Origin of the sequence: Pseudomonas sp. NPDC079086, assembly GCF_044542155.1 — a bacterium.
Taxonomy (GTDB): domain Bacteria; phylum Pseudomonadota; class Gammaproteobacteria; order Pseudomonadales; family Pseudomonadaceae; genus Aquipseudomonas.
In genome coordinates this window covers 84,586-108,035 of sequence record NZ_JBITTY010000002.1, presented here as the reverse complement: position 1 = coordinate 108,035, position 23,450 = coordinate 84,586, and the positions used below count along the sequence as shown (strand labels likewise).

Annotated in this window: 21 protein-coding genes and 1 pseudogene; 9 read left to right on the top strand and 13 right to left on the bottom strand. The window is 56.9% G+C overall.

The features are described from left to right. Positions 1-4: 4 nt before the first annotated feature. Positions 5-1,531, top strand: a complete 1,527-nt coding sequence (locus ACIGEK_RS10015) for an inactive transglutaminase family protein (RefSeq protein WP_397493196.1) — start codon at positions 5-7, stop codon at positions 1,529-1,531. A gap of 4 nt (positions 1,532-1,535) precedes the next feature. After that, entirely contained in the window at positions 1,536-2,516 is a 981-nt protein-coding gene (locus ACIGEK_RS10010; RefSeq protein ID WP_397493195.1) for an alpha-L-glutamate ligase-like protein, read from the top strand. Between the two features lie 69 nt (positions 2,517-2,585). Here the strand turns inward: ACIGEK_RS10010 and ACIGEK_RS10005 are convergent, their stop codons facing one another. From ACIGEK_RS10005 to ACIGEK_RS09975, 7 genes are all read right to left on the bottom strand, one after another. Beyond that, the gene (locus tag ACIGEK_RS10005; protein WP_397493194.1) at positions 2,586-3,734 is read right to left on the bottom strand and encodes a MalM family protein; all 1,149 of its coding nucleotides are present in this window, start codon (positions 3,732-3,734) and stop codon (positions 2,586-2,588) included. A 9-nt stretch (positions 3,735-3,743) separates the two neighbouring features. Beyond that, positions 3,744-5,336 (bottom strand): outer membrane protein transport protein, encoded by a 1,593-nt coding sequence (locus ACIGEK_RS10000; RefSeq protein WP_397493193.1) that lies wholly within the window; start codon positions 5,334-5,336, stop codon positions 3,744-3,746. 18 nt (positions 5,337-5,354) lie between these two features. Next, positions 5,355-6,362: a transporter gene (locus ACIGEK_RS09995; RefSeq protein ID WP_397493192.1), complete on the bottom strand. Its 1,008-nt coding sequence runs from the start codon at positions 6,360-6,362 to the stop codon at positions 5,355-5,357. A 38-nt stretch (positions 6,363-6,400) separates the two neighbouring features. Then, positions 6,401-7,162, bottom strand: a complete 762-nt coding sequence (locus tag ACIGEK_RS09990; protein ID WP_397493191.1) for a C39 family peptidase — start codon at positions 7,160-7,162, stop codon at positions 6,401-6,403. 88 nt (positions 7,163-7,250) lie between these two features. Further along, complete coding sequence (locus ACIGEK_RS09985; RefSeq protein WP_397493190.1) at positions 7,251-7,685, bottom strand: DUF6160 family protein; 435 nt, start codon at positions 7,683-7,685, stop codon at positions 7,251-7,253. Positions 7,686-7,929: 244 nt separating this feature from the next. Next, positions 7,930-10,653, bottom strand: a complete 2,724-nt coding sequence (locus tag ACIGEK_RS09980; protein WP_397493189.1) for a LuxR C-terminal-related transcriptional regulator — start codon at positions 10,651-10,653, stop codon at positions 7,930-7,932. Further along, a complete protein-coding gene (locus ACIGEK_RS09975; protein WP_397493188.1) occupies positions 10,650-13,364 on the bottom strand; it encodes a LuxR C-terminal-related transcriptional regulator in 2,715 nt (904 codons plus the stop codon). The genes ACIGEK_RS09980 and ACIGEK_RS09975 overlap by 4 nt, the downstream gene beginning before the upstream one ends. A 163-nt stretch (positions 13,365-13,527) precedes the next feature. Between ACIGEK_RS09975 and pabB the strand changes: the two genes are divergently transcribed. Continuing rightward, positions 13,528-14,877 (top strand): aminodeoxychorismate synthase component I, encoded by a 1,350-nt coding sequence (gene pabB, locus ACIGEK_RS09970; RefSeq protein ID WP_397493187.1) that lies wholly within the window; start codon positions 13,528-13,530, stop codon positions 14,875-14,877. Between the two features lie 54 nt (positions 14,878-14,931). Here the strand turns inward: pabB and thrH are convergent, their stop codons facing one another. Then, positions 14,932-15,549: a bifunctional phosphoserine phosphatase/homoserine phosphotransferase ThrH gene (gene thrH, locus ACIGEK_RS09965; RefSeq protein ID WP_397493186.1), complete on the bottom strand. Its 618-nt coding sequence runs from the start codon at positions 15,547-15,549 to the stop codon at positions 14,932-14,934. A 189-nt stretch (positions 15,550-15,738) separates the two neighbouring features. Here thrH and ACIGEK_RS09960 point away from each other — a divergent pair, with 189 nt between their 5' ends. Continuing rightward, positions 15,739-16,473, top strand: a complete 735-nt coding sequence (locus ACIGEK_RS09960) for a phosphoadenylyl-sulfate reductase (RefSeq protein WP_397493185.1) — start codon at positions 15,739-15,741, stop codon at positions 16,471-16,473. A 68-nt stretch (positions 16,474-16,541) separates the two neighbouring features. Here the strand turns inward: ACIGEK_RS09960 and ACIGEK_RS09955 are convergent, their stop codons facing one another. Then, the gene (locus ACIGEK_RS09955; protein ID WP_397493184.1) at positions 16,542-16,823 is read right to left on the bottom strand and encodes a GNAT family N-acetyltransferase; all 282 of its coding nucleotides are present in this window, start codon (positions 16,821-16,823) and stop codon (positions 16,542-16,544) included. Positions 16,824-17,337: 514 nt separating this feature from the next. On the opposite strand from ACIGEK_RS09955, the gene oprI reads away from it, so the two are divergent. Next, positions 17,338-17,589 (top strand): outer membrane lipoprotei OprI, encoded by a 252-nt coding sequence (gene oprI / locus ACIGEK_RS09950; protein ID WP_090242095.1) that lies wholly within the window; start codon positions 17,338-17,340, stop codon positions 17,587-17,589. Positions 17,590-17,727: 138 nt separating this feature from the next. On the opposite strand, the gene ACIGEK_RS09945 is transcribed toward oprI, so the two are convergent. From ACIGEK_RS09945 to ACIGEK_RS09935, 3 genes and pseudogenes are all read right to left on the bottom strand, one after another. Continuing rightward, positions 17,728-18,681: a L,D-transpeptidase family protein gene (locus ACIGEK_RS09945; protein ID WP_397493183.1), complete on the bottom strand. Its 954-nt coding sequence runs from the start codon at positions 18,679-18,681 to the stop codon at positions 17,728-17,730. Positions 18,682-18,756: 75 nt separating this feature from the next. Next, entirely contained in the window at positions 18,757-19,038 is a 282-nt protein-coding gene (locus tag ACIGEK_RS09940) for a hypothetical protein (protein WP_397493182.1), read from the bottom strand. Between the two features lie 58 nt (positions 19,039-19,096). Then, positions 19,097-19,384: pseudogene (locus ACIGEK_RS09935) on the bottom strand (arylesterase); the annotation flags it as partial. A gap of 46 nt (positions 19,385-19,430) precedes the next feature. Between ACIGEK_RS09935 and ACIGEK_RS09930 the strand changes: the two are divergent. Further along, positions 19,431-20,912 (top strand): site-specific integrase, encoded by a 1,482-nt coding sequence (locus tag ACIGEK_RS09930; RefSeq protein WP_397493181.1) that lies wholly within the window; start codon positions 19,431-19,433, stop codon positions 20,910-20,912. After that, positions 20,909-21,196: a hypothetical protein gene (locus tag ACIGEK_RS09925; protein WP_397493180.1), complete on the top strand. Its 288-nt coding sequence runs from the start codon at positions 20,909-20,911 to the stop codon at positions 21,194-21,196. The genes ACIGEK_RS09930 and ACIGEK_RS09925 overlap by 4 nt, the downstream gene beginning before the upstream one ends. Before the next feature lie 114 nt (positions 21,197-21,310). Here the strand turns inward: ACIGEK_RS09925 and ACIGEK_RS09920 are convergent, their stop codons facing one another. After that, on the bottom strand, positions 21,311-21,580 hold the full coding sequence (locus ACIGEK_RS09920; protein ID WP_397493179.1) for a hypothetical protein: 270 nt from the start codon (positions 21,578-21,580) through the stop codon (positions 21,311-21,313). A gap of 576 nt (positions 21,581-22,156) precedes the next feature. Here ACIGEK_RS09920 and ACIGEK_RS09915 point away from each other — a divergent pair. Both ACIGEK_RS09915 and ACIGEK_RS09910 read left to right on the top strand, forming a co-directional pair. Beyond that, entirely contained in the window at positions 22,157-22,636 is a 480-nt protein-coding gene (locus ACIGEK_RS09915; RefSeq protein WP_397493178.1) for a hypothetical protein, read from the top strand. Positions 22,637-22,667: 31 nt separating this feature from the next. Further along, positions 22,668-23,408, top strand: coding sequence for a hypothetical protein (locus ACIGEK_RS09910; protein ID WP_397493177.1), 741 nt, complete (start codon positions 22,668-22,670; stop codon positions 23,406-23,408). The last annotated feature ends 42 nt before the right edge of the window (positions 23,409-23,450 follow it).

Genomic DNA, 23,450 nt, shown 5'->3' with positions numbered 1-23,450 from the left:
TCCCATGCGCTCTCTTACCCTCCATCTGAAAGTCCTAGTCATACTCCTGGTGAGTCTGGGCATTCTGATCACGGCTTATCAGATCTTCATCCTCGGCATTCCGATGACCGAAGACGAAACTGATGACCTGTGGAATATCGACGCCAAAGTCGAGTTCCAGGCCAGCCCGCGTGAGCCGGTCAAGCTGCAGATGTTCGTGCCACCGCTGGCACAGGATTACGTCAGCCTGAACGAGAGCTTTATCTCGAATAACTACGGCGTGAGCATCAACCGTGCTGACGGCAACCGTAAAGTCACTTGGTCCGCACGTCGCGCCAGTGGCAAGCAGACCCTCTACTATCGCCTGGTACTGACCAAGCGCTACAGCGGCGAGCAAACCAAGGCCAAAGGCCCGATCTTCCGTGACAGCATCCCGGTTGAGGGCGCCGAAAAGATTGCAGCCGAAGCGCTGCTCGCACCGATTCGCCAGCATTCTGCGGACGTCGAAACGTTCATCAGCGAGACCATCAAACGCGTTAACAACGTCAATGACGACAACGTCAAGCTGCTGCTGGGTGGCGACGCCTCCACCCCGAACAAAGCCAAAGTTATCGAGCTGCTGCTGTCCATTGCCCACGTACCAATGGAGCGTGTGCACACCATTCGCCTTGCTGCAGATATCCAGCAGAACCCGGAGCTCTGGCTGCGCAGCTTCAACGGCGAAAGTTGGTTGTATTTCAACCCGGAAAGCGGCGAACAAGGTTTGCCGGTTGATCGCCTGGTCTGGTGGACCGGTGATGACAGCCTGGTCACCCTTGAAGGTGGCAAGCAGGCGCAAGTCAGCTTCAGCCTGAATAACAGCGAAATGAACGCTATTCGCCTGGCTAAACTGACCGACGAGAACACCGACGCCGACTTCCTCGAATACACCTTGTATGGCCTGCCACTGCAAACCCAGCAGACCTTTATGATCATGGTCATGATCCCAATCGGCGTATTGGTGATCCTGATCCTGCGTAACCTCGGCGGCCTGCAAACACTCGGCACATTCACCCCGGTACTGATCGCCCTGGCGTTCCGCGAGATGCAGCTGGGCTACGGCATTATGTTCTTCACGATCATCACTGCACTGGGCCTTTCGCTACGCTCCTACCTTGAACACCTGAAACTGCAGATGCTGCCGCGCCTATCAGTCGTACTGACCTTCGTTGTCGTGCTGATCGCCGCAATCAGCCTGTTTAGCCACAAACTTGGGCTTGAACGCGGCCTATCGGTAGCACTGTTCCCAATGGTGATTCTGACCATGACCATCGAGCGCCTGTCCATCACCTGGGAAGAGCGCGGTGGTGGCCATGCCTTCAAGGTTGCTCTTGGCACGCTGTTCGCCGCCACCCTGGCGCACTTGCTGATGAGCGTGAAGGAGCTCAACTACTTCATCTTCACTTTCCCTGCAGTGCTGATGATCATGGTCGGCTTTATGTTGGCGATGGGTCGCTACCGTGGCTACCGCCTGACCGAACTGTTCCGCTTCAAAGCCTTCCTCAAGGACTAATGCCATGTTCGGTCTGATCAAGACGTGGAAATCCCTTGAAGCCAAAGGCATCATGGGCATCAACCGACGCAACGCGGACTACGTGCTGAAGTACAACAAACGACACCTGTACCCGATCGTCGATGACAAGATCATCACCAAGCTACGCGCCATCGAAGCGGGTATCGATGTACCTGAGATGTATGGCGTTATCGATACCGAGAAAGGCATCGACAAGCTGCGTGAGATTATCGGTGATCGTCCAGACTTCGTAGTCAAGCCAGCGCAAGGTGCTGGCGGTGACGGCATTCTGGTGATCGCTGATCGCTTCGAAGATAAGTACAAGACCGTCTCGGGCAAGATCATTAGTCACGAGGAGATCGAGCATCAAATCTCCAGCATCCTTACAGGCCTCTACTCCCTCGGCGGCCACCGTGACCGCGCACTGATTGAATACCGCGTCACTCCTGACCAGATTTTCAAAAGCATCAGCTACGAAGGCGTGCCCGACATCCGCATCATCGTGCTGATGGGCTACCCAGTTATGGCCATGCTGCGTTTGCCAACCCGCCAGTCCGGCGGTAAGGCCAACCTGCACCAAGGCGCTATCGGCGTGGGGGTTGACCTGGCAACCGGGCTAACCCTGCGCGGCACCTGGCTGAACAACAAAATCAGCAAACACCCGGACACCACCAATGCGGTGGACGGCGTGCAACTACCAAACTGGGACGGCTTTATGAAGCTGGCAGCAGGCTGCTACGAGCTGTGCGGTCTGGGTTATATCGGCGTAGACATGGTCTTGGACCAGGACAAGGGCCCACTGATTCTCGAACTCAACGCCCGCCCCGGCCTGAATATCCAGATCGCCAACGACTGTGGCCTCACCCACCGCGCTCATGCAGTGGAAGCCCGCATAGCCGAACTGGCAAAGAAAGGCATCGTCGAAACCGCCGAAGAACGCACGCGTTTCTCGCAAGAGCTGTTTGGTCACGTCTCGACTGCGTAGAGCAGATTGTTCCAACGACTAAAAATCCCGGTTACGTCCGGGATTTTTTATGGCTGTCTGATTAAGTTGCTAACGCACAATCGCCAGTTCAAATGCACCTTCGTCGCTGTGGACATGGCTCTGCATGCCTGCTTCATCGACTGCCAGCGCCTGCAAGGGGCGCTTGAACGGTTTGTTATCGAGGGTTTGCAGGCTGCGATCTTCATCCGTGGTTAACAACAGCACGTAGTGCTCACCGGCGGCGGCTCGCACGGGGACAGTGCCTTCGATAAAGGCATAGCGGTACCAGGTTTCCGCGTGTAGCTGGTACACCGCATCACTGACCAGGCGCGTTGGCTGCTTGGCCTGATCAAGGAACAGCAAGGAGGGATAAGCCACCTGTTTGTTGGCGAAGCTGCGAATTCGCAAACCGAAGTCATACTGCGAGCGTGGCAGCTTCAAGGCAGCGTAATAGCTCTTGCCCATGGGGAAATCCAGGCTGGGGGAAAAGCGGTTTAACTCTTCATAACGCGGCTCATCAGCGCTAAGGGGAGTGAAGTCTTCTTCAGTCAACTGCCCGCAGCAACGCTCAACCAACGCCTGATAGCGCCCTTCGCTCTTTACCTCGGTTCCAGCCAGCAACGCTTGCATTGCGGCAGTCGGTTGTCCGTCCAAACCAGGAAGGCTCTGAGGCTTGGCCTCGAAGGTCACTTCCCTACCCTGAGTCAGCGGCACATTGTGCAAGGTGGGTGTCGGTGCTTTGGCCCCCTTGGGCGGCACCTTGGAGTTGCGCATGCGCCCCTGCTCATCGACCCAGGTGAAGTAGCGACCATCCTGCTCGTCACGGGCAAAATCGCGACCTTCCAGCACATCCGAACTGATGTACGCACTGGAGCGCTCACCCGTCCCCAGAAGAACCTCATTGCCGCCCGTTTGCACCTGCTGGCCGGCATAGAAGCTGTTTTGCAGATTACCGCTGGCATCTACCCAGGTGAAATAGCGCCGCTTGCTCTCACCGCTGCTCTTGCTACCAGGCCAGACGGCCTCCTCCCCATCATTCAAACGCGCCTGATCGCTGCGCTGGATATTGTCAGCCGCCGCATGCTGATGGGCTATATAGCGCTTGTCGACAAAGCTGTTATGCACCCGCCCTTGGTCGTCTACCCAGGTCAGGTAGCGGCCACTTGCGCTGGCCTGCGTAGCAGCCAAACAACCTATCAGTATCAGCACAATGCGCATGACAGAACCTTAGAACGTGGTGCGGTAGGTTAACGCCAGCACATAGGCTTTAACGCTGGTTTTAACATCCAGGTCGGCATAGGGGTTGTACACCATGCTGTCGATGGATGAGCAGTTGATGTTGCAACTGGAACGCGCGGGGATGTCCTGCTTGCTGACCAAGTAGTTGAAGCCTAGGTCAATCACGGTGTCCTTATCCCACTGGTAACCCAGCCCAAGACCATAGAGTTTGGCATCGCCCAAAGGCGCCAGCACATCGGCCTTGTTGCCGGGAATGGCTGACGGCCGTGGTTCATAGCCCATACGCAGGCTAAGGCGATCATTGACCTGGTACTCGACACCTATGGCCCAACTCCAGACAGACTCATAACCACGATCAAGAATAATGCTGGTCGACGTGGCGTTCTCCGGGGAGAACAGGCTGGCAATAGTCAGAATATCCAACTGGCGGTCGAACTCCAGTTCGAACTTGTCCCAGGCGGCATAGTCGGTCCACTTCACATCTAGGTTGATCTGCCAGCGGTCATGCGGTTTGAACTTGATACCAGTGGCAAAGTGCGCCGGATAGGTCATGTTCAAGGAGACGTTACCCTGCTCCTTATCGAACAACCCATCGGGTGTAAGGGTGTTGAATACGGCCCCGATAAATGAGCTGTCGAGCCCCTGCCAGAAGCCCTGCCAGTTCTCCGAGTAGTCCACCACATAGCGCCCTTTCAAGCGCATTTTGGCCTCGCTCTGATACACCGCGCCCAGGGCAAACCAATCATTCGGCTCCCAGAGGAAACCAACGTTCCAGGTGGGCGAAAGGGTCTGCTGCATATCGATATCGATATTGGCGATGTCGGTGAAAGGCCCCAGTTCACCGCCACAGATATTCAGGAATATTTCGAACGGGTTGCCATCCACAAGACATAAGGCGTCCTGAGCCACCCCGACAAAGCCAGTGAGGATACCTGGCGCACGGAAATCCTGATTCAGTGCCATGGCCTGATGGGAAAAGCCGATGGACAACCCCACCGATAACTCATCGTTGACTTGATACGCCACTGAGGGCGAGAAGTAAGTCAGACGCTGGATTACCAACTCCTTCCCCTGGTAGCGCCCAGGGTCATCATCGCCACGGGCAAAGCCCAGCGCCTGCGGCGTATACATATTGGTGGCGAAAGTCAGCTTGGAGCCAGGCGGCGTAATTGAAAGCCCAGCCAGCGGCGCAAACAGCATCGGCAACTCGGTGGCGCCCCCCACACCGGGCAGATACATCATGGCCGCCCCGGCGCGGCTGGAGGAGTTGGCGACCGGGTCGTTGTTGAGACCAAGAAAGTTGCTTCCATAACCTTCAGGCGCATCAAAGTCGGCACGAATATCCATCATCCCGGTGATGAATTTGACCGTCGTTTGCCGCCCTTTGAGCTTGGTCAAGGCTGCGGGGTTGTAATGCACTGAGTCGATACCGACAAAGTCAGCCGTAACCGCGTTGCCAAGCGCCATAGCCTTAGGGCTACCAATTGTCAGGTTCTGTGCCAGCTGTGCCTGGGCAAGCCCACAACAGAGCGAAGTTGCCCAAAAAATCGTCTGCGCAAGCAGCGAAATTCGCATATTCATAAGAAGATTCGCTCGCGTCTATTGGGCCTTCAGGCCTTTGATATCCAAAGGCATGGAGATGCCCAACAGCACATCCGGCGAATCCTCGGTCATACCAAAACCGGCATTTACGTTAACGATTCGATCAGGCGATGTACGCAAACCCAGCGAGAAGTTCATCACCGCACTGGTCTGCCCGCGACCCTCGGCTTCGCCGTCAGCAAAGGTGAAGGTGGGCTTTAGCGAATGCGACATCTGATAAGAGGTCGCCAGCGACACGTCATAGGACAGTGCATAGGCAAAGCCCATGCTTAGGGAAAATGACGAACCGGGATCGACCTCTTCGAGTAAGCGACCGCCGCGTACCTGGCCAATGCCGGTGATTGGCATGTTGTAGGTGTAACCAACAGAGCCAAACAGCACGACCGGGTCGATCACATAGGACATATTCGCGCCAACGCCCAGGCTGTAGGTACCGCTGCCTGTAGACAGGTCGCTCTGGGAATTGATGTCGTAGGGGCTATTGCCCGTAGGCAAACCTAGGGTCGCGTAAAGAGTGGTTACCGGCTTACCGCGCAAAGATGTCCACGGCTGCCAACGCAGACTGGCGGAGATATCACCAAGACTGTAGGCATTCAAATCACGTTCGGTGTCGTACTTGGCGATCATGGGCAGACGAACGCTGAAGGTCAGGTTGTCCCATACGCCATAGTCAAAGGTGAACGAGTTGGTGAAGGTATGCTGCGCCTCGCTCTGGCCAATCACACTGAAAACATTGTTGCCGGTACGTACGGTTTCAATAACCGTATCGCGCAGCAGCGAGTAATCGAAACCATAGGTCAGGGTTCGCTCGCCTTTTTTCAATAAGGTGTAGCTTTTTTCCGCAGCCTGAAACACTTCTTCCAACGCCTTGGCGCTATCGGCGTCGTCTTCCTGCTTGCTCAAGGCTTCACGTGCCTGATCGACCGAGCTCGGCTCGTCGGCAAACACCGCTGAACTGGCAGCCCCTGCCAGTATGGCCAGCCATACATAATGCAAAACTCTCATGGCGCAGCCCCCAAATATTTATTGTTATGCCGGGCGTTTTACTTGCGTCGGATATAGCGAATATCGCCGCCGGAACCCAGCTCTGTGGCTTGGTTTTCGGTAAATTTGGTCATTTCTGGGAACTCACGAAATGCCAGCAAGCTGATGGTGCGATCATCAATGATGCGCAAATCTTGCTCGTTCAAGGCCATGGCATTCGGCGGTTCAGTGCCGTTTGGGAAAATCACGAATAGCACGTTCTGATCCCAGATCTCCTCAAAGCGCGTACGGGTAAAACTGATATTGCCGAGTGCCGGATCCGCCACAAACACGTGGTCGTTGTAGACATCGCGCACCACCACAAAGTGTTTGAAGCCGGCATATTCGATCGGCACGATGGCCGGATGCTCAAGCGCGTCGAGATCGGGGAAAGTCGCGCGAAAGCCACCACTTTTGTAACCCAGCGCCGTGACAAACCGCTTCATGTCGAGCAGGGAAAAACCGCGCCGTTCGACGATCTTGTCGGCCTCGCCAAACTGCAGCAATCCCTCCATTACCTGGCGTTCTTGCAGGTTGCGACCGAGAAAATAATCCAGCAGTGAGGTCAAAGCAGCCGAGCCACAGCTGTAGTCATAAGCCTGACGAATCACATTGCGAAACTGCAACTGGCTCATCGGCTCAAGCGTCACCGTCTCTCGCAAAGGCCCGTTTGGCAGCAAGTACTGATTGATATGCACAGTGCCCGGTGCTGGCGGCTTGGTATCCACCGCCTCTGTAAAGCCCCACACGCCGATCAGGCTGCCCAGCAGAATCTCGATCATCAGCCAACCGCACTCCTATCCGGCAAGAGAAAAGTCCTACCGGCCGAAGCCGGTAAGACTTTTCATCACACGGAACAACTAAGCGAACTTAGTGGCCCCAGACTTTAACAGTGGTGCCGGCCATGTTCATGTCGTTAACAGCCAGGGAACCGATGCTTGCAGCGCTTGTGTCACCAATCTTGATTGCACCAACGCTCAGTTGACCAGTGATGGTCGGCAGGCTGATTTGCAGTTGCTGGGTGCCGCTGCCGTTAGTGACCACGTCAACCATGACCGGAGCGTTATCGTCGATGTTGAAGCCAGTGAAGGAAACGGTTTCCATGCGCAGCGAACCGCCGTTAGCGTCGCCGTCGGTGTAGACCAGGCTACCGATAGTGCCGTTGAAGCTACCGGAGATGCTGATGCCATCCTGACCGGTTACGGTTGCCAGAGCAGTGTCATCCATGGCTTTGAGCTCAGCCTGAGCCATGAAAGGAACAGCCAGAACAGCGGTGGCCAGGGCCAGTTGCTTGAGGGTTTTCATTGTTATTGTCTCCACAGTTCACTAATGGGTTGTCCCCGGCAGGCTGCTCTGGACTCCTGTCCGTCTCAGCTAAAGCGGCGTGCGCCGCTCACCAGGTCTGGCACTGCTTCCCTATTCGCGCCAGGCTTGGAATCGTGAAGCACCATGCTTCTCGTCCTGACGTTAAAACTACTGGTGCATGACCTGGCTGCCAGCCCATCCAAGGGATGGAGCGCCCATCTGGCGCAAATCAGGCAACCACATCTCAAGCCTCGCTCAACACCCCCAGGCTCTTGCCCTTCAATACCGCTTGTGTACGGCTGCGCACGCCCAGCTTGGCGAACAGGTTGTGCAGGTGCCATTTGATCGTGGCCTCAGACAAATGCACCGCCTGGGCGATGTCGCGGTTCGACAAACCAGCCGCGACAAAGCGCAGTATTTCTCGCTCACGATGACTAACATCTTGATTTTCATCGAAAGTTTCTAAATCGATAGACAGCCGGCGGCATTGTTCACGCAGTTGCTCGGCCAGCCCTTGCCAGGCGCTGGCGCGCTTGGGTTCGGCGCTGTGCCAGGCGTCCCAGAGCGGCAGCAGCCAAAGTGCGTCATCCAGAAACATGCGCCGGTAACCGCTTGCCCAGGCGTCTTCGACCGTGGTCTTGAGCAAGGCAAAGGCCTTGTCGCTGTTACCTTTGCGCCAGTACGCCACGGAAAGTAACAAGGAAAGACGCAGGCGCCGATCACGCTGATGCTCAGCCGTTTGTTTGGCCAGGCAGGATTCAAGCACCGCTTGCGCCTTGTCGGCGCGGCGTTCGGACAACGCCAGGCGCGCCTCAGACAGTACCTGCACGGTTTCCGCATCGGCATAACGACCCGGCGGCAATACAGCCAGATGACGCTGCAGCTGCAGACAGGTGCGCTCGGCCTCATTGGGCTTACGCAGCCACAGCAGAAACTGCACCTTGCAGCTCATGCCCAGGGCGTAAACCCGCTCATAACCTGGACCGTGCAAACCGGCCAGCCATTCATCCAACTCCGCCAGGGCCGACTCGCCCTCGCCGGCAAAGAAACGCGCCTTGGCCATCACCAGCTTGCCGCGACTGATCAACTCAATCGGTGTGGCCACATCGCGCCAGGTAGTCGCCAGCGGCAACTCGGCGAGAATCGCTGCATGCCGATCCTGCTCATACAGTAGATCGGCATAGGCCAGTGCCAGCGGCCCCCCAACCCGACTGCGCCGACCGAACACTTGCTCGACCCTTGCCCGGGCACTTTCCGCCAATATCCGTCCGCGCTCGGGCTGGCCCATCTCCTTGCAGATCAGCGCCTCAATCAGGCTGACCACCGCATGCAGGTACTCACTGTCAGCCTGCTCCAGGTTGTCGCGCGCCACCGCAATCGATTTGGCGGCATCACCGAACTCACCCAGCAGCGCGTAGGCCGCGGCTTGAATGCAAGACATGCTCGCGCGGAAAATCGGCTGGTTATCCGGCACCAGGGCGAGCCAGTGACGCGCCACCTTCAGCGCGCCCTCAAGCTTGTCCTGATACAGCAACACCAGCGCCTTGAGCACCTGGGCTACCGCCAGCAACACCGCCAGGCCAAAGTGCATCGGTTTGCCACGTCCCTGCATCAGGCGCGTACTGACTTCCTCGATCAGCGCTTCGGCTTCGGCGTACTTCTGCTCGAAGGCCAGCTGCCAGGCGTAGAAAATCTGGAACACCGGGTGCTCGCGAATCACCTCCGATGGCACATCCTTGAGGATCGCCAGAATGCCGTAGACCTGATTGCCGGCAATCAGCGTCGCGCCCTGGCGTTCCAGCAGCTCGGCGGCAAAGGCGTAATCGCGTGCGCGCAGGGCATATTTGACCGATTTATCCGTCAGCTCATGGCTTTCACACCAGCGGGCTGCGGCGTGCAACAGGTGAGTTGGGTCCCCCGCACGGCTCAGGCGGCCCTGCAGGAACTCGGCAAACAGGTGGTGATAGCGAAACCACTCGCCCTGCTCGTCCAGCGCAATAATGAACAGCTGAGCGGTCTGCAAACGTTTGAGCATCTGCGCGCCGTCTGTGCGGCCGGTCAGGGCGTTGCACAACTCGGCATTGAATTCATCGAGCACCGAGGTCTGATCGAGAAATAGCTGCTGATCCTGCGGCAGATGATCCAGCACATCCTCAGCCAGATAGTCGGCGATATTACGTTCGGTGCCGGACAACCCAGTAAGAAAGGCGGTGCGCTCTGAATGCCGCGCCAACGCCAGCGCCACCAGATGCAATGCAGTGATCCAGCCCTCGGTACGCCGCTGCAGCAAATCCAGCTCGGCGCTGCTCAGCTGCAATTGCTTGAGTTCGTGGAAGTAGGCTTCGGTTTCGCTACGGGTAAGACGCAGTTCGTCTGCCTTGATCCACAGCGCCCAGGGCGAAATGACCGATTGCTCATCAAGAAAGCGCGGTTTATAGCGGGTGCTGCCGATCATCCGCACATTGGCCGGCACCTGTTTGACGAAGTAATTAACCAGCGGCCCCAGGTCGACATGCCGTACGCGGTGGAAGTCATCAAAGATCAGGTACAGGTCACCCTGGACCCTTTTCAAGTCACCGATAAAGGAATCCAGCAGCAATTCATTAGGCACACTCAGGTCATCACGCAGCAGGCGCGCGGTACTCGCGCCAAAGCCCGGCAGTTGCGCCTCAATCGCGGCGATCAGGTAGTGCAGCAAGCGTTGCGGTTCGCTGTCGGCTTCGTCACAGGACAACCAGGCGACTCGCGCCCCCGTCTCCAGCAAACGCAGGCGGAACTGGCTAAGCACCGTGCTCTTGCCGAAACCGGCCGGTGCACTGAGTAGAATCAGGCGCTGCTCGCGGGCCTTGAACAACCGGTCAAGCAACGCTTCACGGGCCAGCAAAGGTCGACCGGCAGATTCAGCAGGAAACAGCTTGGTGCGCAGTAACGGCAACTTGCCTGGGTGGGGTTTCGATTGGCTATTCATTGATCAAGAAGACTCAGTTCGCGCGCGCGGCGGATGGCTTGTGTGCGGTTACGCACCTTGAGCTTTTCGTAAATGTTATGCAGGTGCCACTTGACCGTACCGAGGGCCAATGACAGTTGCTGGCCGATCTCATCATTCGACATGCCTTGAGCCGCCAGGCAGACCACCTCGCGCTCGCGCTCGGTCAGCCCCTCCTCAAGCACTTCCAGCGACTGCCGCGCGCTGTTGCCCGGCCAGATGGCCAGCAACCCGCGAATAAAGCCCTGCAGCGCCGGCTGACGTTCGGCAGCTTCCAGTTGCTGCAATAACAGGCGAATAGCTTCGCCTTCCTCGACAAACAGGCTGCGCACACCTTCGCGCTCGGCACCGATCAAGCATTGCACCAACAGGCTTTGCGCACGCTCCTGATAGCCCAGACGTTGGTAACTGAGCGCCGCCAGCAGATCGAGCCGCAGGCGCTGCAGACCATGCCAGTTATCCAGCAGCATGCCGCGCAGCTGGGTAATTTCATGCAGCGCTTCGCTGTAATGGCCCCGCGCCTGCTGCAGACGAATCCGGGTCAGACCGCGCACCCACAGCACCGGGTTGAAGCGCATATGCTGGTAATGCTCGGCCAGTTTGTTCCAGTCCACGGTCTTGAGGCGTTGCTCGGCGCGCTTGAGACGGTCAGCTGCAGGCTCCTGAAGAATCTGCACCACCTCATCGGCCACCGCCTGGGCGTAGAAACGCCAAGACTGGTTGCGCGCGGCGAGGTTCTGCATCAACACCAGGCTGGCATAGGCTTCCTTGGGGTTGTCCTGCATGCGCTGTACATGGGCCATACACAGCATCCCCTGGGCGTAGAGATCGATAGGGTTGATGACGTCAACCGTGGCCAGTGCCCAACGCAAACGTTCCTCGATGCCTTCCAGGCGGCCCTGGTTATAGGCGACCAGGGCTTCGGTGATGGTCGGCAATGCCAGGGCCCGCGAGCGGTCGGAGAACCAGGGAATAACCCGCGCGCGTAACTGAGCGAACAGCAACTCGGCCTGACGGATCTGCCCCTGCTCCAAACTCAGCAGCACCTCGACGTTGGCCAACTGCATATCTAGGTAGCGCCCTTCAAGGAAGTGATTGCGCTGCTGCGCCAGTGCCAGCAAACGTTTGGCCTGATCCGGCTGACCGATCATCACGTTGGCTAGCGCCCCGACGATCAGCATCGCCACTTCGAGAAATGCAGTGTGCTGGCCCAGTTGCACTTCAACCCGCCGCGCCAGAGCAATGCAGGTCTGTAAATCGTCCTTCTGCAGGGCAATGACTGACTTGATCGCCAGGGTCGCCAATAGCTTGTCGCTCAATGGCGCGCCGGGCTTGGCCTCGGTCCAGCGCTCAAGCAACTCATCAAGCATGCGATTGGCTTCCACCAGGCCCAGCTCGGCCGCGCGGGTCCAGACATCGGCGAGTACCAGCACGGGAAAGCGCTCGGCAATCTCGTCCGGTACGTGCTGACGCCATTTGTAGATCAGGTTGAGCTGGCCACGATTGATCAGCTCCAGGCCGCAGCCGTCGACCAACGCCGCGAGCATTTCAGGGTCTTCGGCGAGGCACGCATGCTCAATGGCCAAGTTCTGCATATGGTGGTTGGTGAACCACAGGCTGGCGTTGAAATGCAGCTGCTTGAAACGCTCCGGGTCGCGCTCTTTCAGGCGACCGCGCAGGAATTCGGCAAACAGGTTGTGAAAGCGATACCACTGACGCTCGCGATCCAGAGGCAGAAGGAACAGCTGCATGGCTTCCAGCTCTTCCAGCAACAGCTGACCGTCCTGCCGCCCAGTCAAGGCATTTGCCAGGTCACCACTGAGCTGCTGAGCCACGCCCAGAGCCAACAACAGTTCCTGCTTGTCGGCCGGCAACTGCTCGAACACGCCGCGCAGTAGGTACGCGCCCACCGCTGCCTGATCAGTGCCCATATCGGCAATCTGTGCGGCAGCCTGAGGCTGATGGCGTAACCACAGGCTGGCCAGGTGCACACCCACCATCCAGCCTTCGGTCTGGCTGTAAAGCGCGGAAAACGCCACAGCATCCAGTTGCAGGCCGCAACGTTGCAGATAATCGCGAGTTTCCGCCTTGCTCAGGCGCAACTCCTGCTCGCCGATTTCGACTAGCAGATCCTTGGCACGCAGAGTGGCCAGGTTCAGCGCCGGTTGCGAGCGGCTGCCGATGGCCAGGGTAAACGCTTCGGGGGCAAATTTGATCAAACGGTTGAGTGCGCCGAGCAGCTCTGCATCCTGAATCAGGTGCAGATCATCAAGCACCAGCAGCAGCGGGCTTTCCAGCTGCGACAGGTCAACCAGCAGGCTTTCCATCACCGCAGAAACCGGCACCCGCATGGTGTTTTGCAGGTAAGCCAGCGCTTCTGCGCCAAAACCCGGCAACAGGCGGGAAAGCGCTTCGATCAGCTGCAACAGAAAACGCGACGGTTCATCGTCGCCAGGGCCGAGCGACAGCCAGGCCACCGCCTGACCACTTTGCTCGCGGGCATGGGCCAATGCAACCAGCGCACTGGTTTTGCCAAAACCGGCCGGGGCTGCCAATAGCAGCACCCGCGCATGCTGATTGGCGCTCAGGGCAGACTCAAGCTGCGGCCTGACCAGGTAATCCGTGGAGGCCTGGGGTGGCATCAGTTTGGCGCGCAAAAGGCTGCCTACGGCAGGATCCATTACTTCATCCATGGCCTTGATCCCGTAGTAATTATTGTTTTATGAGTCACATCGAACATCCGGGGACCTTTGCATACTAATGAGCGGCAGCATCCCGAGTAAACCCACGCGCAAGCTCTAGGATGAATGTTGGCGACGTTCTACAATCGGCATCCGCGCACCTTGAAAGTGTCATATGCCTACTTGCCTTGTACAGGCTCTGCCCTACCTCGCAGACCCTTCGCATTACTTCAGCAGCGTCATGCATGCTCCCGGCGCCGTGCTGCTAGATGCGGGACGGCCGACCGCACAGCGTGGACGCTATGACCTTATCAGCGCCTGGCCATTGGCAGAGCTGGCGCCGACGCCTGACGAAACGGCCAACGCTTTCCTGCAACGCCTGCGCCAGAGCCTTGCAGACCTAGGTGAGTGCCTCCCGCCGGCAAATAATCCGCTCCCGTTCGTCGGTGGGTTGATTGGCTATCTGAGTTACGACTTCGGCCGCAGGCTGGAACAACTGCCAGACCAGGCCATTGACGATCTCGATCTAGCCGACGCTCGCTTTGGTCTGTATGCCTGGGCCCTGATCACCGATCACCAGCAACAGCGCTGTCAGCTGATGTTTCACCCAAGCCTGCCCCAGGCCGAACGCCAACGCCTAAGTGCACTGTTCGCCACACCAGCAGCGTCCGCGCCGCAACCGTTCAGGCTGCTGGGGCGTTTTCAGTCCGACATTAGCGAAGCCGAATACCAGCAGTGCTTTGCGCGTATTCAGGCCTATATCCAGGCCGGCGACTGCTATCAGGTGAACTTTGCCCAACGCTTTCGCGCGGGCTATCAGGGTTCGCCGTGGACCGCCTACCAGGCCTTGCGCGCCGCCTGCCCAACGCCATTTTCGGGATATCAAACGCTGCCAGGCGGCGGTGCCATCATCAGTCTGTCGCCAGAGCGCTTCTTACGCACCAGCGAAGGCCAGGTGGAAACCCGGCCGATCAAGGGCACCCGCCCACGGCATGCCGACCCGCAACAGGATCAAGCACAGGCCGCCGCCCTGCTCAGCAGCCAGAAGGACCGTGCGGAAAACCTGATGATTGTCGACCTGCTGCGCAATGACCTAGGCCGTAGCTGCCGAGTGGGTTCGGTGCGGGTACCGGAACTCTTCGCCCTGGAAAGCTACCCCAACGTGCATCACCTGGTCAGTGCCGTAACCGGCGAACTGGCGCCGGACAAGGATGCGCTGGACCTGATCGCCGGCAGCTTCCCTGGCGGCTCGATAACCGGGGCACCAAAGATTCGCGCCATGCAGATCATCGACGAGTTGGAACCGACCCGCCGCGCACTGTATTGCGGCTCACTGCTGTATCTCGATGTGCGCGGCGAAATGGACAGCTCAATCGCAATCCGCAGCCTGCTGGCCAAAGACGGGCAGATCAGCTGCTGGGGCGGCGGCGGCATCGTCGCCGACTCCAACGGCCAGGCCGAATACCAGGAGTCGATTACCAAGGTCAAAGTACTGCTGGAGACCCTGGAACAGTTTTGCGACTGAAAACGAACCCGCACAAAAAAGCCCGCAAATGCGGGCTTTTCAATAGAGAGCTGATTACAGGCTCAGCTCGCGATTGGACGCCTTGAGGAACTCGCGCTTGAGGTCTTCATAGGTGTGTACTGCAGGGAACTGCGGGAATTCGCGAATCACGTTGTCAGGCGCATGGAACAGGATGCCGGCGTGGGCTTCGCTGAGCATGGTGGTGTCGTTATACGAGTCACCCGCCGCGATCACGCGATAGTAGAGGCTCTTGAAGGCGATGACCGACTGACGCTTGGGATCCTTCTGGCGCAGTTGGTAATCCACTACCCGATCCGTTTCATCAGTGATCAGCTTGTGGCACAGCAACGTAGGGAAACCCAGCTGGCGCATCAGCGGTTGGGAGAACTCGTAGAAGGTATCCGAGAGAATCACTACCTGAAAGCGCTCACGCAGCCAGTCGACAAACTCCACCGCGCCTTCCAGAGGCTTGAGCGTGGCGATCACTTCCTGAATGTCGGACAGTTTCAAGCCGTGCTCATCCAGGATGCGCAGGCGCTGCTTCATCAGCACGTCATAGTCCGGAATATCCCGGGTGGTCGCTTTCAGCGATTCGATGCCAGTTTTTTCCGCGAAGGCAATCCAGATTTCCGGGACCAACACGCCTTCCAGGTCGAGACACGCGATTTCCACAGGACACTCCTAGCTTGGATTTATTTGAGAAGGCGGCACTCTAGCGGCTACCCCAAGGCTCTGCAATGCAGAGCCTTATACCCAAATAACAGCCCCACTACGGCACTTGGTTATTTAGTCGCATAACTGGCTTTTGCTACCATCGCCACACAAGACGCGCGACGTCACCATAACTAGGAATTCAAGCCGATGAGCCACCCCTTCGATGCAGCCGAGCTGGCGGCAAGCTACGCCAACAAGTCGCCCCAGGACATTCTCAAACTCGCCTTCGAACACTTTGGCGATGAACTGTGGCTGTCCTTTAGCGGCGCGGAAGATGTGGTGCTGGTAGACATGGCCTGGAAACTCAACAAAAACGTCAAGGTCTTCAGCCTCGACACCGGCCGCCTGCACCCGGAAACCTACCGGTTTATCGATCAGGTACGCGAGCACTACGGCATCAGCATCGACATACTTTCGCCAGAGGCCGCCGCACTGGAGCCCTTCGTCAAAGAAAAAGGCCTGTACAGCTTTTACAAGGATGGCCACGGTGAATGCTGCGGCATCCGCAAGACCGCCCCGCTACGCCGTAAACTCGCCACGGTAAAGGCCTGGGCCACCGGTCAGCGCCGTGACCAGAGCCCGGGCACACGCAGCCAAGTTGCCGTGGTGGAAATCGACGGTGCCTTTTCTACTGCCGACAACACCCTGTACAAGTTCAATCCGCTGGCGCAGATGAGCAGCGAAGATGTTTGGGCCTATATCCGCATGCTTGAACTGCCCTACAACACCTTGCATGAACGAGGCTTTATCAGCATCGGTTGCGAGCCCTGCACCCGCCCGGTGCTGCCAAATCAGCACGAACGTGAGGGCCGCTGGTGGTGGGAAGAAGCCACACAGAAAGAATGCGGCCTGCACGCCGGCAATCTAATCGCCAAGATCTGATAGCGAAGACGTAAAGGCAGATATAAAAAAGGCCAGTCATTCACTGGCCTTTTTCTTGTGCGGATTACTCAGCTTTTATCCGCGTGGCGCTGGCGGCGCAGCATATAACGCTCTACGTAGGAACACGAAGGAATCACTGTATAGCCCAGCCGCTCGGCATACTGCAGTGCATGCTCGGTCAACGCTGCCGCGATCCCGCGCCCACGCAACGAGTTGGGTACGAAGGTACGATAGATATCCAGGGTTTGCTTCCCAAGATCCATATAAGCCAGGTATGCCCGATCACCATCCACTGTGGTCTCGAATTGATGGCCTGCCAGGTCATGGTGAATGGACAACGCCTCGCTCATCGCAACTCCTCTGTTAACTCGCGCAACCCGCTCTCGCTGCTGCAGCCATCGGGTCACAGCATCTTGTACCTATTAAGTTGTAGGCAATTATCCCGAGCTTATCAGGCCAAAACCTGCGAGGTCACGTTAATCAATAACTTAGATCGCATATCTAGGTAGTGCGACACTGGCGCAAGCCAGCATTGCATGCTGCCAGCCATGCACAAAGCCTTGCTCCATTCGTTCATTCATGTTCGAAAACTACCGGTATCATTTTCCAGCAACGCCCCACAGTCGCGCAGCTAAAAGTGAAATGAAGCACTGCGCAAGAAACTGCCAAACGCTCTAGAACTGATTGTTTTTTAACCAAAACATGCCTGATAAATGGCCAGCTATGCATTAAGCAGAAAAAAACTCTGGCGGCTTGCCTTGCCTCCGTTTACTTACTACAAGTTACAGGTAGTATGTACGCCGGCTAATTTCCTACAATTAGGAAATTGCTTTTATGGAAAAACTCCACCTCAAGGGGAACACGATGAACAACGTTCTGAAATTCTCTGCTCTGGCATTGGCCGCAGTTCTGGCTACCGGTTGCAGCAGCATGTCCAAAGAAACTGAAGCTCGTCTGACTGCAACTGAAGATGCAGCTGCTCGCGCTCAAGCCCGTGCCGACGAAGCCTACCGCAAGGCTGATGACGCTATGGCTGCTGCTCAGAAGGCTCAGCAAACTGCTGACGAAGCCAATGAGCGCGCTCTGCGTATGCTGGAAAAAGCCAGCCGCAAGTAATAGCTCACAAGGCTATGACAAGCCGACCCAGTTTTCTGGGTCGGCTTTTTTATTGCCTAGAGGAAATGCTCACTCTTCAACAGACAATAAAAAACCCGTCAGCGCTTACGCATAACGGGCTCTTAAAACAATCTGATGTCAGATAGCAGGCTCAGTCGCCACCATGGCCTGATCAGGCTGAGCAATCTCAACCGGTAAACCATCTTCAGCAGCAACGACTTCACGCAACATTTCCCAGTCTAGGCGCAGATCGGCGAACTGATCATTTTTAAGCAGCGCATTGATCACCGCTGTGTGCTTTTCAACAACCGAGGCCTCTCCAGTTTCATCCAGAGGGGCGTGCGCTTCCAAGTAAACCTTGCCACCGCTACGGCCAAACTTATAAGGCTCATTAATGATGCGTACTGGTGTCCCCACTGACACCATAGACGCCAGCTTCAGCACATTGTGGTTGAGCATACGGAAGCAGCCGTGGCTGACTCGCATGCCAATACCGAATTTCTTGTTCGAGCCGTGAATCAGGTAGCCCGGCACCGACAAACCTAACTTGTATGGGCCAAGCGGATTATTAGGGCCTGGCGGCACATAAGCCGGCAACGGATCGCCGTCTGCAGCATGTTCTTCACGAATCGACTTAGGCGGGGTCCAGCCTGGGTTCGGTGTTTTGGCCGTGATGCGTGCATTGGCAACCGGCGAACTCCAGCCCTCGCGACCAATACCCAGTGGATAGGTGTAAACCACGTTACGACCTTTCGGGTAGTAGTAGAGGCGATATTCAGCGAGGTTGATCACGATGCCTTCACGTGGACCAGCCGGCAGGATGTAGCGCGTTGGCAGAATGATCTCGTTGCCCGCGCCCGGAAGCCAAGGATCAACACCAGGATTGGCCACAACCATTTCCAGGTAACCCAGATCATTGACCACCCCAAGATCGGCAAAGGTGTCTTCATACTTGGCCTGGATCACCTGCACTTCGCCAACGATATCCTCGCCAGGAGGCGGTAGAGGAAACTCAAGAGCATTGGCAGACGCTACCGCAAATACAGCGGCAAGCGGCAGGCAGCGGGTGACGGCAAGGGCACGCGACAACATCCGGGAATTCCTGACGAAAATGGTTGGTAAAAGTAGGAGGCGATTGTACACCGATTGATCAGCCGCTTGGATAGCTCAACGCCCCGGCAATTCTGGACGCTCACCGCGTTTCTGCGCTTCCAGTGTTGCCCGACACGCCGGACACAAGCGCTTGTCACGCAGCATCGTCTTATCCAGGTCGCGCCACACTGGCTGCGCAGGCAACAAACCACCGCATAATGTACGGTCGGCAAACTGACCCAATTCAAGCTGGCGCGCCAACAGGTGCACGCGTACTTCTCGGCAGGCGAACAGGTCGAGCTGCTCGTCAGGTTCGATCAGTTGGTAGGCATGCAAGGACCAGGCAGGACGCGGCATTGAGGGCTCCAGTGCGGGGCCGCCACATTAGCCGAAAGGCACGTTACAGAAAAGCCTGTCAGAGCAAAGGTTTCAGGGTCGGCCAGACGTTTTCCAGCAGCTTAGGTTGCGCCTCGGCAGTTGGGTGAATGCCATCGCTCTGCATCAGCGAAGGCACGCCGCCAACGCCCTCCAACACGAATGGCACCAGGGCCGAACCTGTCTCACTGGCAACCTTGGGGAACACTGCGGCGAAGGCTGTGGTGTAACGCACCCCATAATTAGGTGGCAGTTGCATGCCCAAGATCAGCACCTTGGCACCCTTTTGCTGCGATGCTTGCACCATGGCCGCAAGGTTTTGTTGCAATCACTCTTGAAGGACAGGAACCCCATAAATTCAAGGGTTCCAGACGATGACCACTCAGCAGCATGCCAAAAGAGTTAGAAATCTGTTAGAAAACGCCCCGCCCAAACTGGCCACCCAACTGGCTAAGCCTTGGCACTACAGACGCAATGGGCGCTATTACCTCCGCTTCCGCCCCAAAGGCCGACCGTTCGTCACCTTCACCCTATCTCTTCGCACTACAGACCGGACCACTGCAATGGAACTCTCGAAGGACATCCTCCGGGCTCTCGGCGTCTTTCACCTCGATAAGCCTCAAGCAACCTGGGAGGAACTGAAGGCGCAGCTCATCGTGATCGCAGAGGAATGCCTGTCGATGGCACACGGTGATGACTCGCTGGTGGCCTACCGCATGATCTATGACGAGGTAAGGTCCGCACTTGCTCAAGGAAGCGCTAAGGCATCCCTGAATGTGGATCAGCAGCGTGCAGTAGGTGTCGGCCAGCAGATACTCAAGGCAGCACAAGCTCGCCTAAGTGGTCAGCCGGATGAACTTGTCGGAATCATTGATCAACTCAATGAAAGAGGCACCAGTGATAGTCATACCCTTTCTTCCCCGTCCCTATCTGTAGGTGCCCCCAAGGACCCACTTAGCTGGGACTCGCTGTCTGACCTCTACATGGCCGAGCGCGGTATTAACCTCAAGGACAACACCCGGAAATCCATGCTGACTAACTTCAAGGTCATCAGTGAAGCCTTCGTGGCCATCGGTGTGTCTGACCTGAGGAAGCACACACGGGAAGACCTAACGGCTCTTCGAGCAAAGCTCCTTGAGGGTCGTGCCGAGTCCACCGTAAACAACTTGATTCAGAAGCTGACCACAGTGCTGAGCTGGGCAGTCGATAACGACAAGCTGGCCAAGGCATACGCATCGAAGCTGAAGATCACCAAGGACGCAGAGAGCAAGCGGGAAGCGTTCACACGGCCCCAGGCGATTACCCTAATGGAATACACCGGGACGCTGCCGACTGACTCCTGGGAGCGCTGGGCGCTGTCCTTAGCGGTCATCACAGGGGCCCGAGTCGGAGAGATTGCCTACCTGACCAAGGCCGACATAAAACAGGTCGATGGGCTCTGGTGTATCGACATCAACGAAAACGACCCCGGTAAGTCGATCAAGAACAAACACAGCGCCCGTATGGTCCCGCTTGTAGATGGTGCCCTTGGGTTCGACCTTGGAGCATTCCTTCAGGCTATCGAGGCTAACGCCCTGCCCTCTGCTCATGGCATTGCCCCTTGGAAAGCCAGCAAGGTGCTTAACCTACGCATCCAGAAGGCCCTTGGGACTGTCGCTGGCGGCGACCAGACACTTCACTCCCTGAGGCACCACTTCGCCTCATCCATGCAAGCCGCTGGGGTTCCGGTAGCTTTCGCACAGGCGGTCACCGGGCACTCCTCGGGGACGATCACCTATGGCACCTATGGGTCAGGCATTCCGATTCAGAAGGCATACGAAGCGATTCAGCAGGCTCTCATGGGGGCATCCCAATGAATTCCCGAAAGAGCAGCGCGGTCCATCCTATTGTGAATCTCAAGGGCCTACCGACCCGCGAGGAACTGGCACAAGCAAGAGCACTACTTGACGCCTATGAGCGGGAACTGAGGGACCAAGAAGATCAAGCGCTGATGAACAGCATCGAAGCAGCACGGCAGGCTTGCCTAAAAAAGGCTAAACGCTACCCACCCAAGCAGGCCGAGCACTTAAATATGGCTGGGAAATACGCAAAGGCCCTCAGCATCCTGGCGACTCCAGCAGCCCAATTTGTAGTCGCATGACATCTCAAGTGTCTCGACAACAGCTCGAGTAAACCGCTAAGAGCGCATACCTAAGGGGCGGACCTTCACATAGAGCCGCCCCTGAGGCTTACCCTACTCAAGGCTTTACGGTGCTCAGTAGTGATTCCAGATGCGAGCATCTTTTTCATTTTCCCGAAGACGGCCCATCAGCTCTTCGTAATGATCCTGCGAGATGTGCCCTGCCTGTCGAGCAGCTTGAATCTTCGCAGTTTCGTCAGCGAGCCGGCGCAATGCCCTGCCGAGCTGTACATCCTTACGCTTGCGGACAATCGAGGGGCGTTTATCCCACCAGCTCTCTTTGAGAATGCAGGCGAAGACTGCCAGAAGTATTAGCGCCGTTACCGTGTCGGGAGTGGAAAGCATCCTTGTCCTCATCCTTGTGTTATGCAGGCCGCGATTGCACGCAATGTTCCCAATTACTCTGCAACCTACTGCATCGAAAGGCGCACGGGAAGATAACGACCGACACCGCAAGTGGTATATCGAGGCGCGGCAGTTCGGTGTTGACGCCGGCTGGCGAAGTCAATAGGATGCCGGCCCGCAACACGCTCTCGGCCTAATGTAAGCAGCACCCCTCACGCAACACCCAACGTAATGCAACGTAATGTAAAGCGCCCGAGCCTAAGGATTCATACCATAGGAGCTTTGCCATGCCCGCTGTATCGTTGGTCACCCGCAGTCCATTCGTGACGATCATCTCGTACCCATTTAGAAGTCTACTTCAGGCTGGAATGGGTCACTCGCTCTCGTATTTCCCGTCGACTTCTCCTGCTACGTGTTCGTCTCAGGCGAGCTGAAATATTCCAGGCGCTTTATCACGTCCCGAGCTACCTCGGTGTGGGCTCGTGCCTGTCCGCACTGATACACCAGAACCCCTCACTAAAAGGCCACGCCTGGGCTTACTCGCCACATCCCCACCACTTCCACTTAGGAGAAACCATGACCGCACTTATCCACATGAACCACATCAACGCTGTGAACCATGCACTGGGCTTGTTAAGCGAACTGCGCCAAGTACTCGACTTTATCCGCGCTTCAACTGAACGCGAAGAACTTGCGGCTTCGGCACAAAACATCAAGGGACCTATGGCAGCACTGCGCGAAGAGCTGGAAGACACCATTTCTTATCGTTCAGGGCAGAACTTGGTAGACCTTGCCGAGAATTTGGAGCGCACCCACGGCCAACCGGGGGTTACTGACAACGAGGCAATTTTCTCAATAAACGAGCTTCGCTATCAGGCATCTGGAGAGCCCCGCCTGCTCGAGAGAACCTATCGCGTACTGCATCAGGCATGGGAGGCATCCATCTTTCCCGAGCAGTTCAAACGACACTTGGAGGAGACGGGCTTAGCGACCTCTTTCGGCTGGCAAGTCGCGGAGGTGCTTATCGCAAACTTCTCCGAGGCCAAGGCGCGCTAACCCGTTCTACGACAACCCAAGAGCAGACGCAGTGAAAGTCATAACAAGAACTTTCGGAGGCAAACCGCTGGTGATCCTGATTGGCCATGAGGACTTCGATTTGGTCTTCATCGTCAATCAAGTCGCAGAGGTATGCCACATAGACAGCCCCATGGCAGCCATCGCGCTAACCACAGAGGCCACAGGTGGATTCGGATTTTTCCAGCTGCGAGAAGTGCTGCATGCAGTTGAAAACCCGGAGCAGCTTGGCTCTTGGGGAGTTGAGCACATGGCTGGTGACACATGGCTGGCATCGACTGGTGCCGCCTACCGAATGCTTCTTCGCTACGACTCCCCTCTTGAGGATTTTTTCAAAAGATGGCTGATCGACGATGTTTTTCAGGAAATACAGAAGACACCTGACGCCCTTGAGCCCATAGACACCTACCCCGACGAGTTGACGCGATTACGCACCACTGTTCGGAGTCTTGAAAGACGGCTTACTGCGTCCCTGACAAGGGAACGCCGCCTTCAACACGGGGTAGAGATGTTGGATAGAAAACTGACCAGTACGACCGGAGAGCTTTTAGCGCTTCGTAAGGGCTTTCCAATCATAGCCACGCCTGAAAGTTCATCCCCATCGCTATTGGATCGTGCTCAGTCTGAGTTTGACGACCTTTCCTACGCCTGGAGGCGATCATTGCGGGGGGACGTAAGTGCGCTGGTAGGAGCGCAGTTGGATGAGCGCCTATATCGCTTACGCCTCGCCCACGACGAGAAACGCCGTAGCTAATCAGGGCGCTGCAAAAACCCTCACTGAAAGACACAACGTCCT

Bases quoted from the DNA above. Each gene is read 5' to 3' on its own strand.
- ACIGEK_RS10015 (WP_397493196.1), top strand. From the start codon at position 5: ATGCGCTCTCTTACCCTCCATCTGAAAGTCCTAGTCATACTCCTGGTG.
- ACIGEK_RS10010 (WP_397493195.1), top strand. From the start codon at position 1,536: ATGTTCGGTCTGATCAAGACGTGGAAATCCCTTGAAGCCAAAGGCATC.
- ACIGEK_RS10005 (WP_397493194.1), bottom strand. From the start codon at position 3,734: ATGCGCATTGTGCTGATACTGATAGGTTGTTTGGCTGCTACGCAGGCC.
- ACIGEK_RS10000 (WP_397493193.1), bottom strand. From the start codon at position 5,336: ATGAATATGCGAATTTCGCTGCTTGCGCAGACGATTTTTTGGGCAACT.
- ACIGEK_RS09995 (WP_397493192.1), bottom strand. From the start codon at position 6,362: ATGAGAGTTTTGCATTATGTATGGCTGGCCATACTGGCAGGGGCTGCC.
- ACIGEK_RS09990 (WP_397493191.1), bottom strand. From the start codon at position 7,162: ATGATCGAGATTCTGCTGGGCAGCCTGATCGGCGTGTGGGGCTTTACA.
- ACIGEK_RS09985 (WP_397493190.1), bottom strand. From the start codon at position 7,685: ATGAAAACCCTCAAGCAACTGGCCCTGGCCACCGCTGTTCTGGCTGTT.
- ACIGEK_RS09980 (WP_397493189.1), bottom strand. From the start codon at position 10,653: ATGAATAGCCAATCGAAACCCCACCCAGGCAAGTTGCCGTTACTGCGC.
- ACIGEK_RS09975 (WP_397493188.1), bottom strand. From the start codon at position 13,364: ATGGATGAAGTAATGGATCCTGCCGTAGGCAGCCTTTTGCGCGCCAAA.
- pabB (WP_397493187.1), top strand. From the start codon at position 13,528: ATGCCTACTTGCCTTGTACAGGCTCTGCCCTACCTCGCAGACCCTTCG.
- ACIGEK_RS09960 (WP_397493185.1), top strand. From the start codon at position 15,739: ATGAGCCACCCCTTCGATGCAGCCGAGCTGGCGGCAAGCTACGCCAAC.
- ACIGEK_RS09955 (WP_397493184.1), bottom strand. From the start codon at position 16,823: ATGAGCGAGGCGTTGTCCATTCACCATGACCTGGCAGGCCATCAATTC.
- oprI (WP_090242095.1), top strand. From the start codon at position 17,338: ATGAACAACGTTCTGAAATTCTCTGCTCTGGCATTGGCCGCAGTTCTG.
- ACIGEK_RS09945 (WP_397493183.1), bottom strand. From the start codon at position 18,681: ATGTTGTCGCGTGCCCTTGCCGTCACCCGCTGCCTGCCGCTTGCCGCT.
- ACIGEK_RS09940 (WP_397493182.1), bottom strand. From the start codon at position 19,038: ATGCCGCGTCCTGCCTGGTCCTTGCATGCCTACCAACTGATCGAACCT.
- ACIGEK_RS09930 (WP_397493181.1), top strand. From the start codon at position 19,431: ATGACCACTCAGCAGCATGCCAAAAGAGTTAGAAATCTGTTAGAAAAC.
- ACIGEK_RS09925 (WP_397493180.1), top strand. From the start codon at position 20,909: ATGAATTCCCGAAAGAGCAGCGCGGTCCATCCTATTGTGAATCTCAAG.
- ACIGEK_RS09920 (WP_397493179.1), bottom strand. From the start codon at position 21,580: ATGCTTTCCACTCCCGACACGGTAACGGCGCTAATACTTCTGGCAGTC.
- ACIGEK_RS09915 (WP_397493178.1), top strand. From the start codon at position 22,157: ATGACCGCACTTATCCACATGAACCACATCAACGCTGTGAACCATGCA.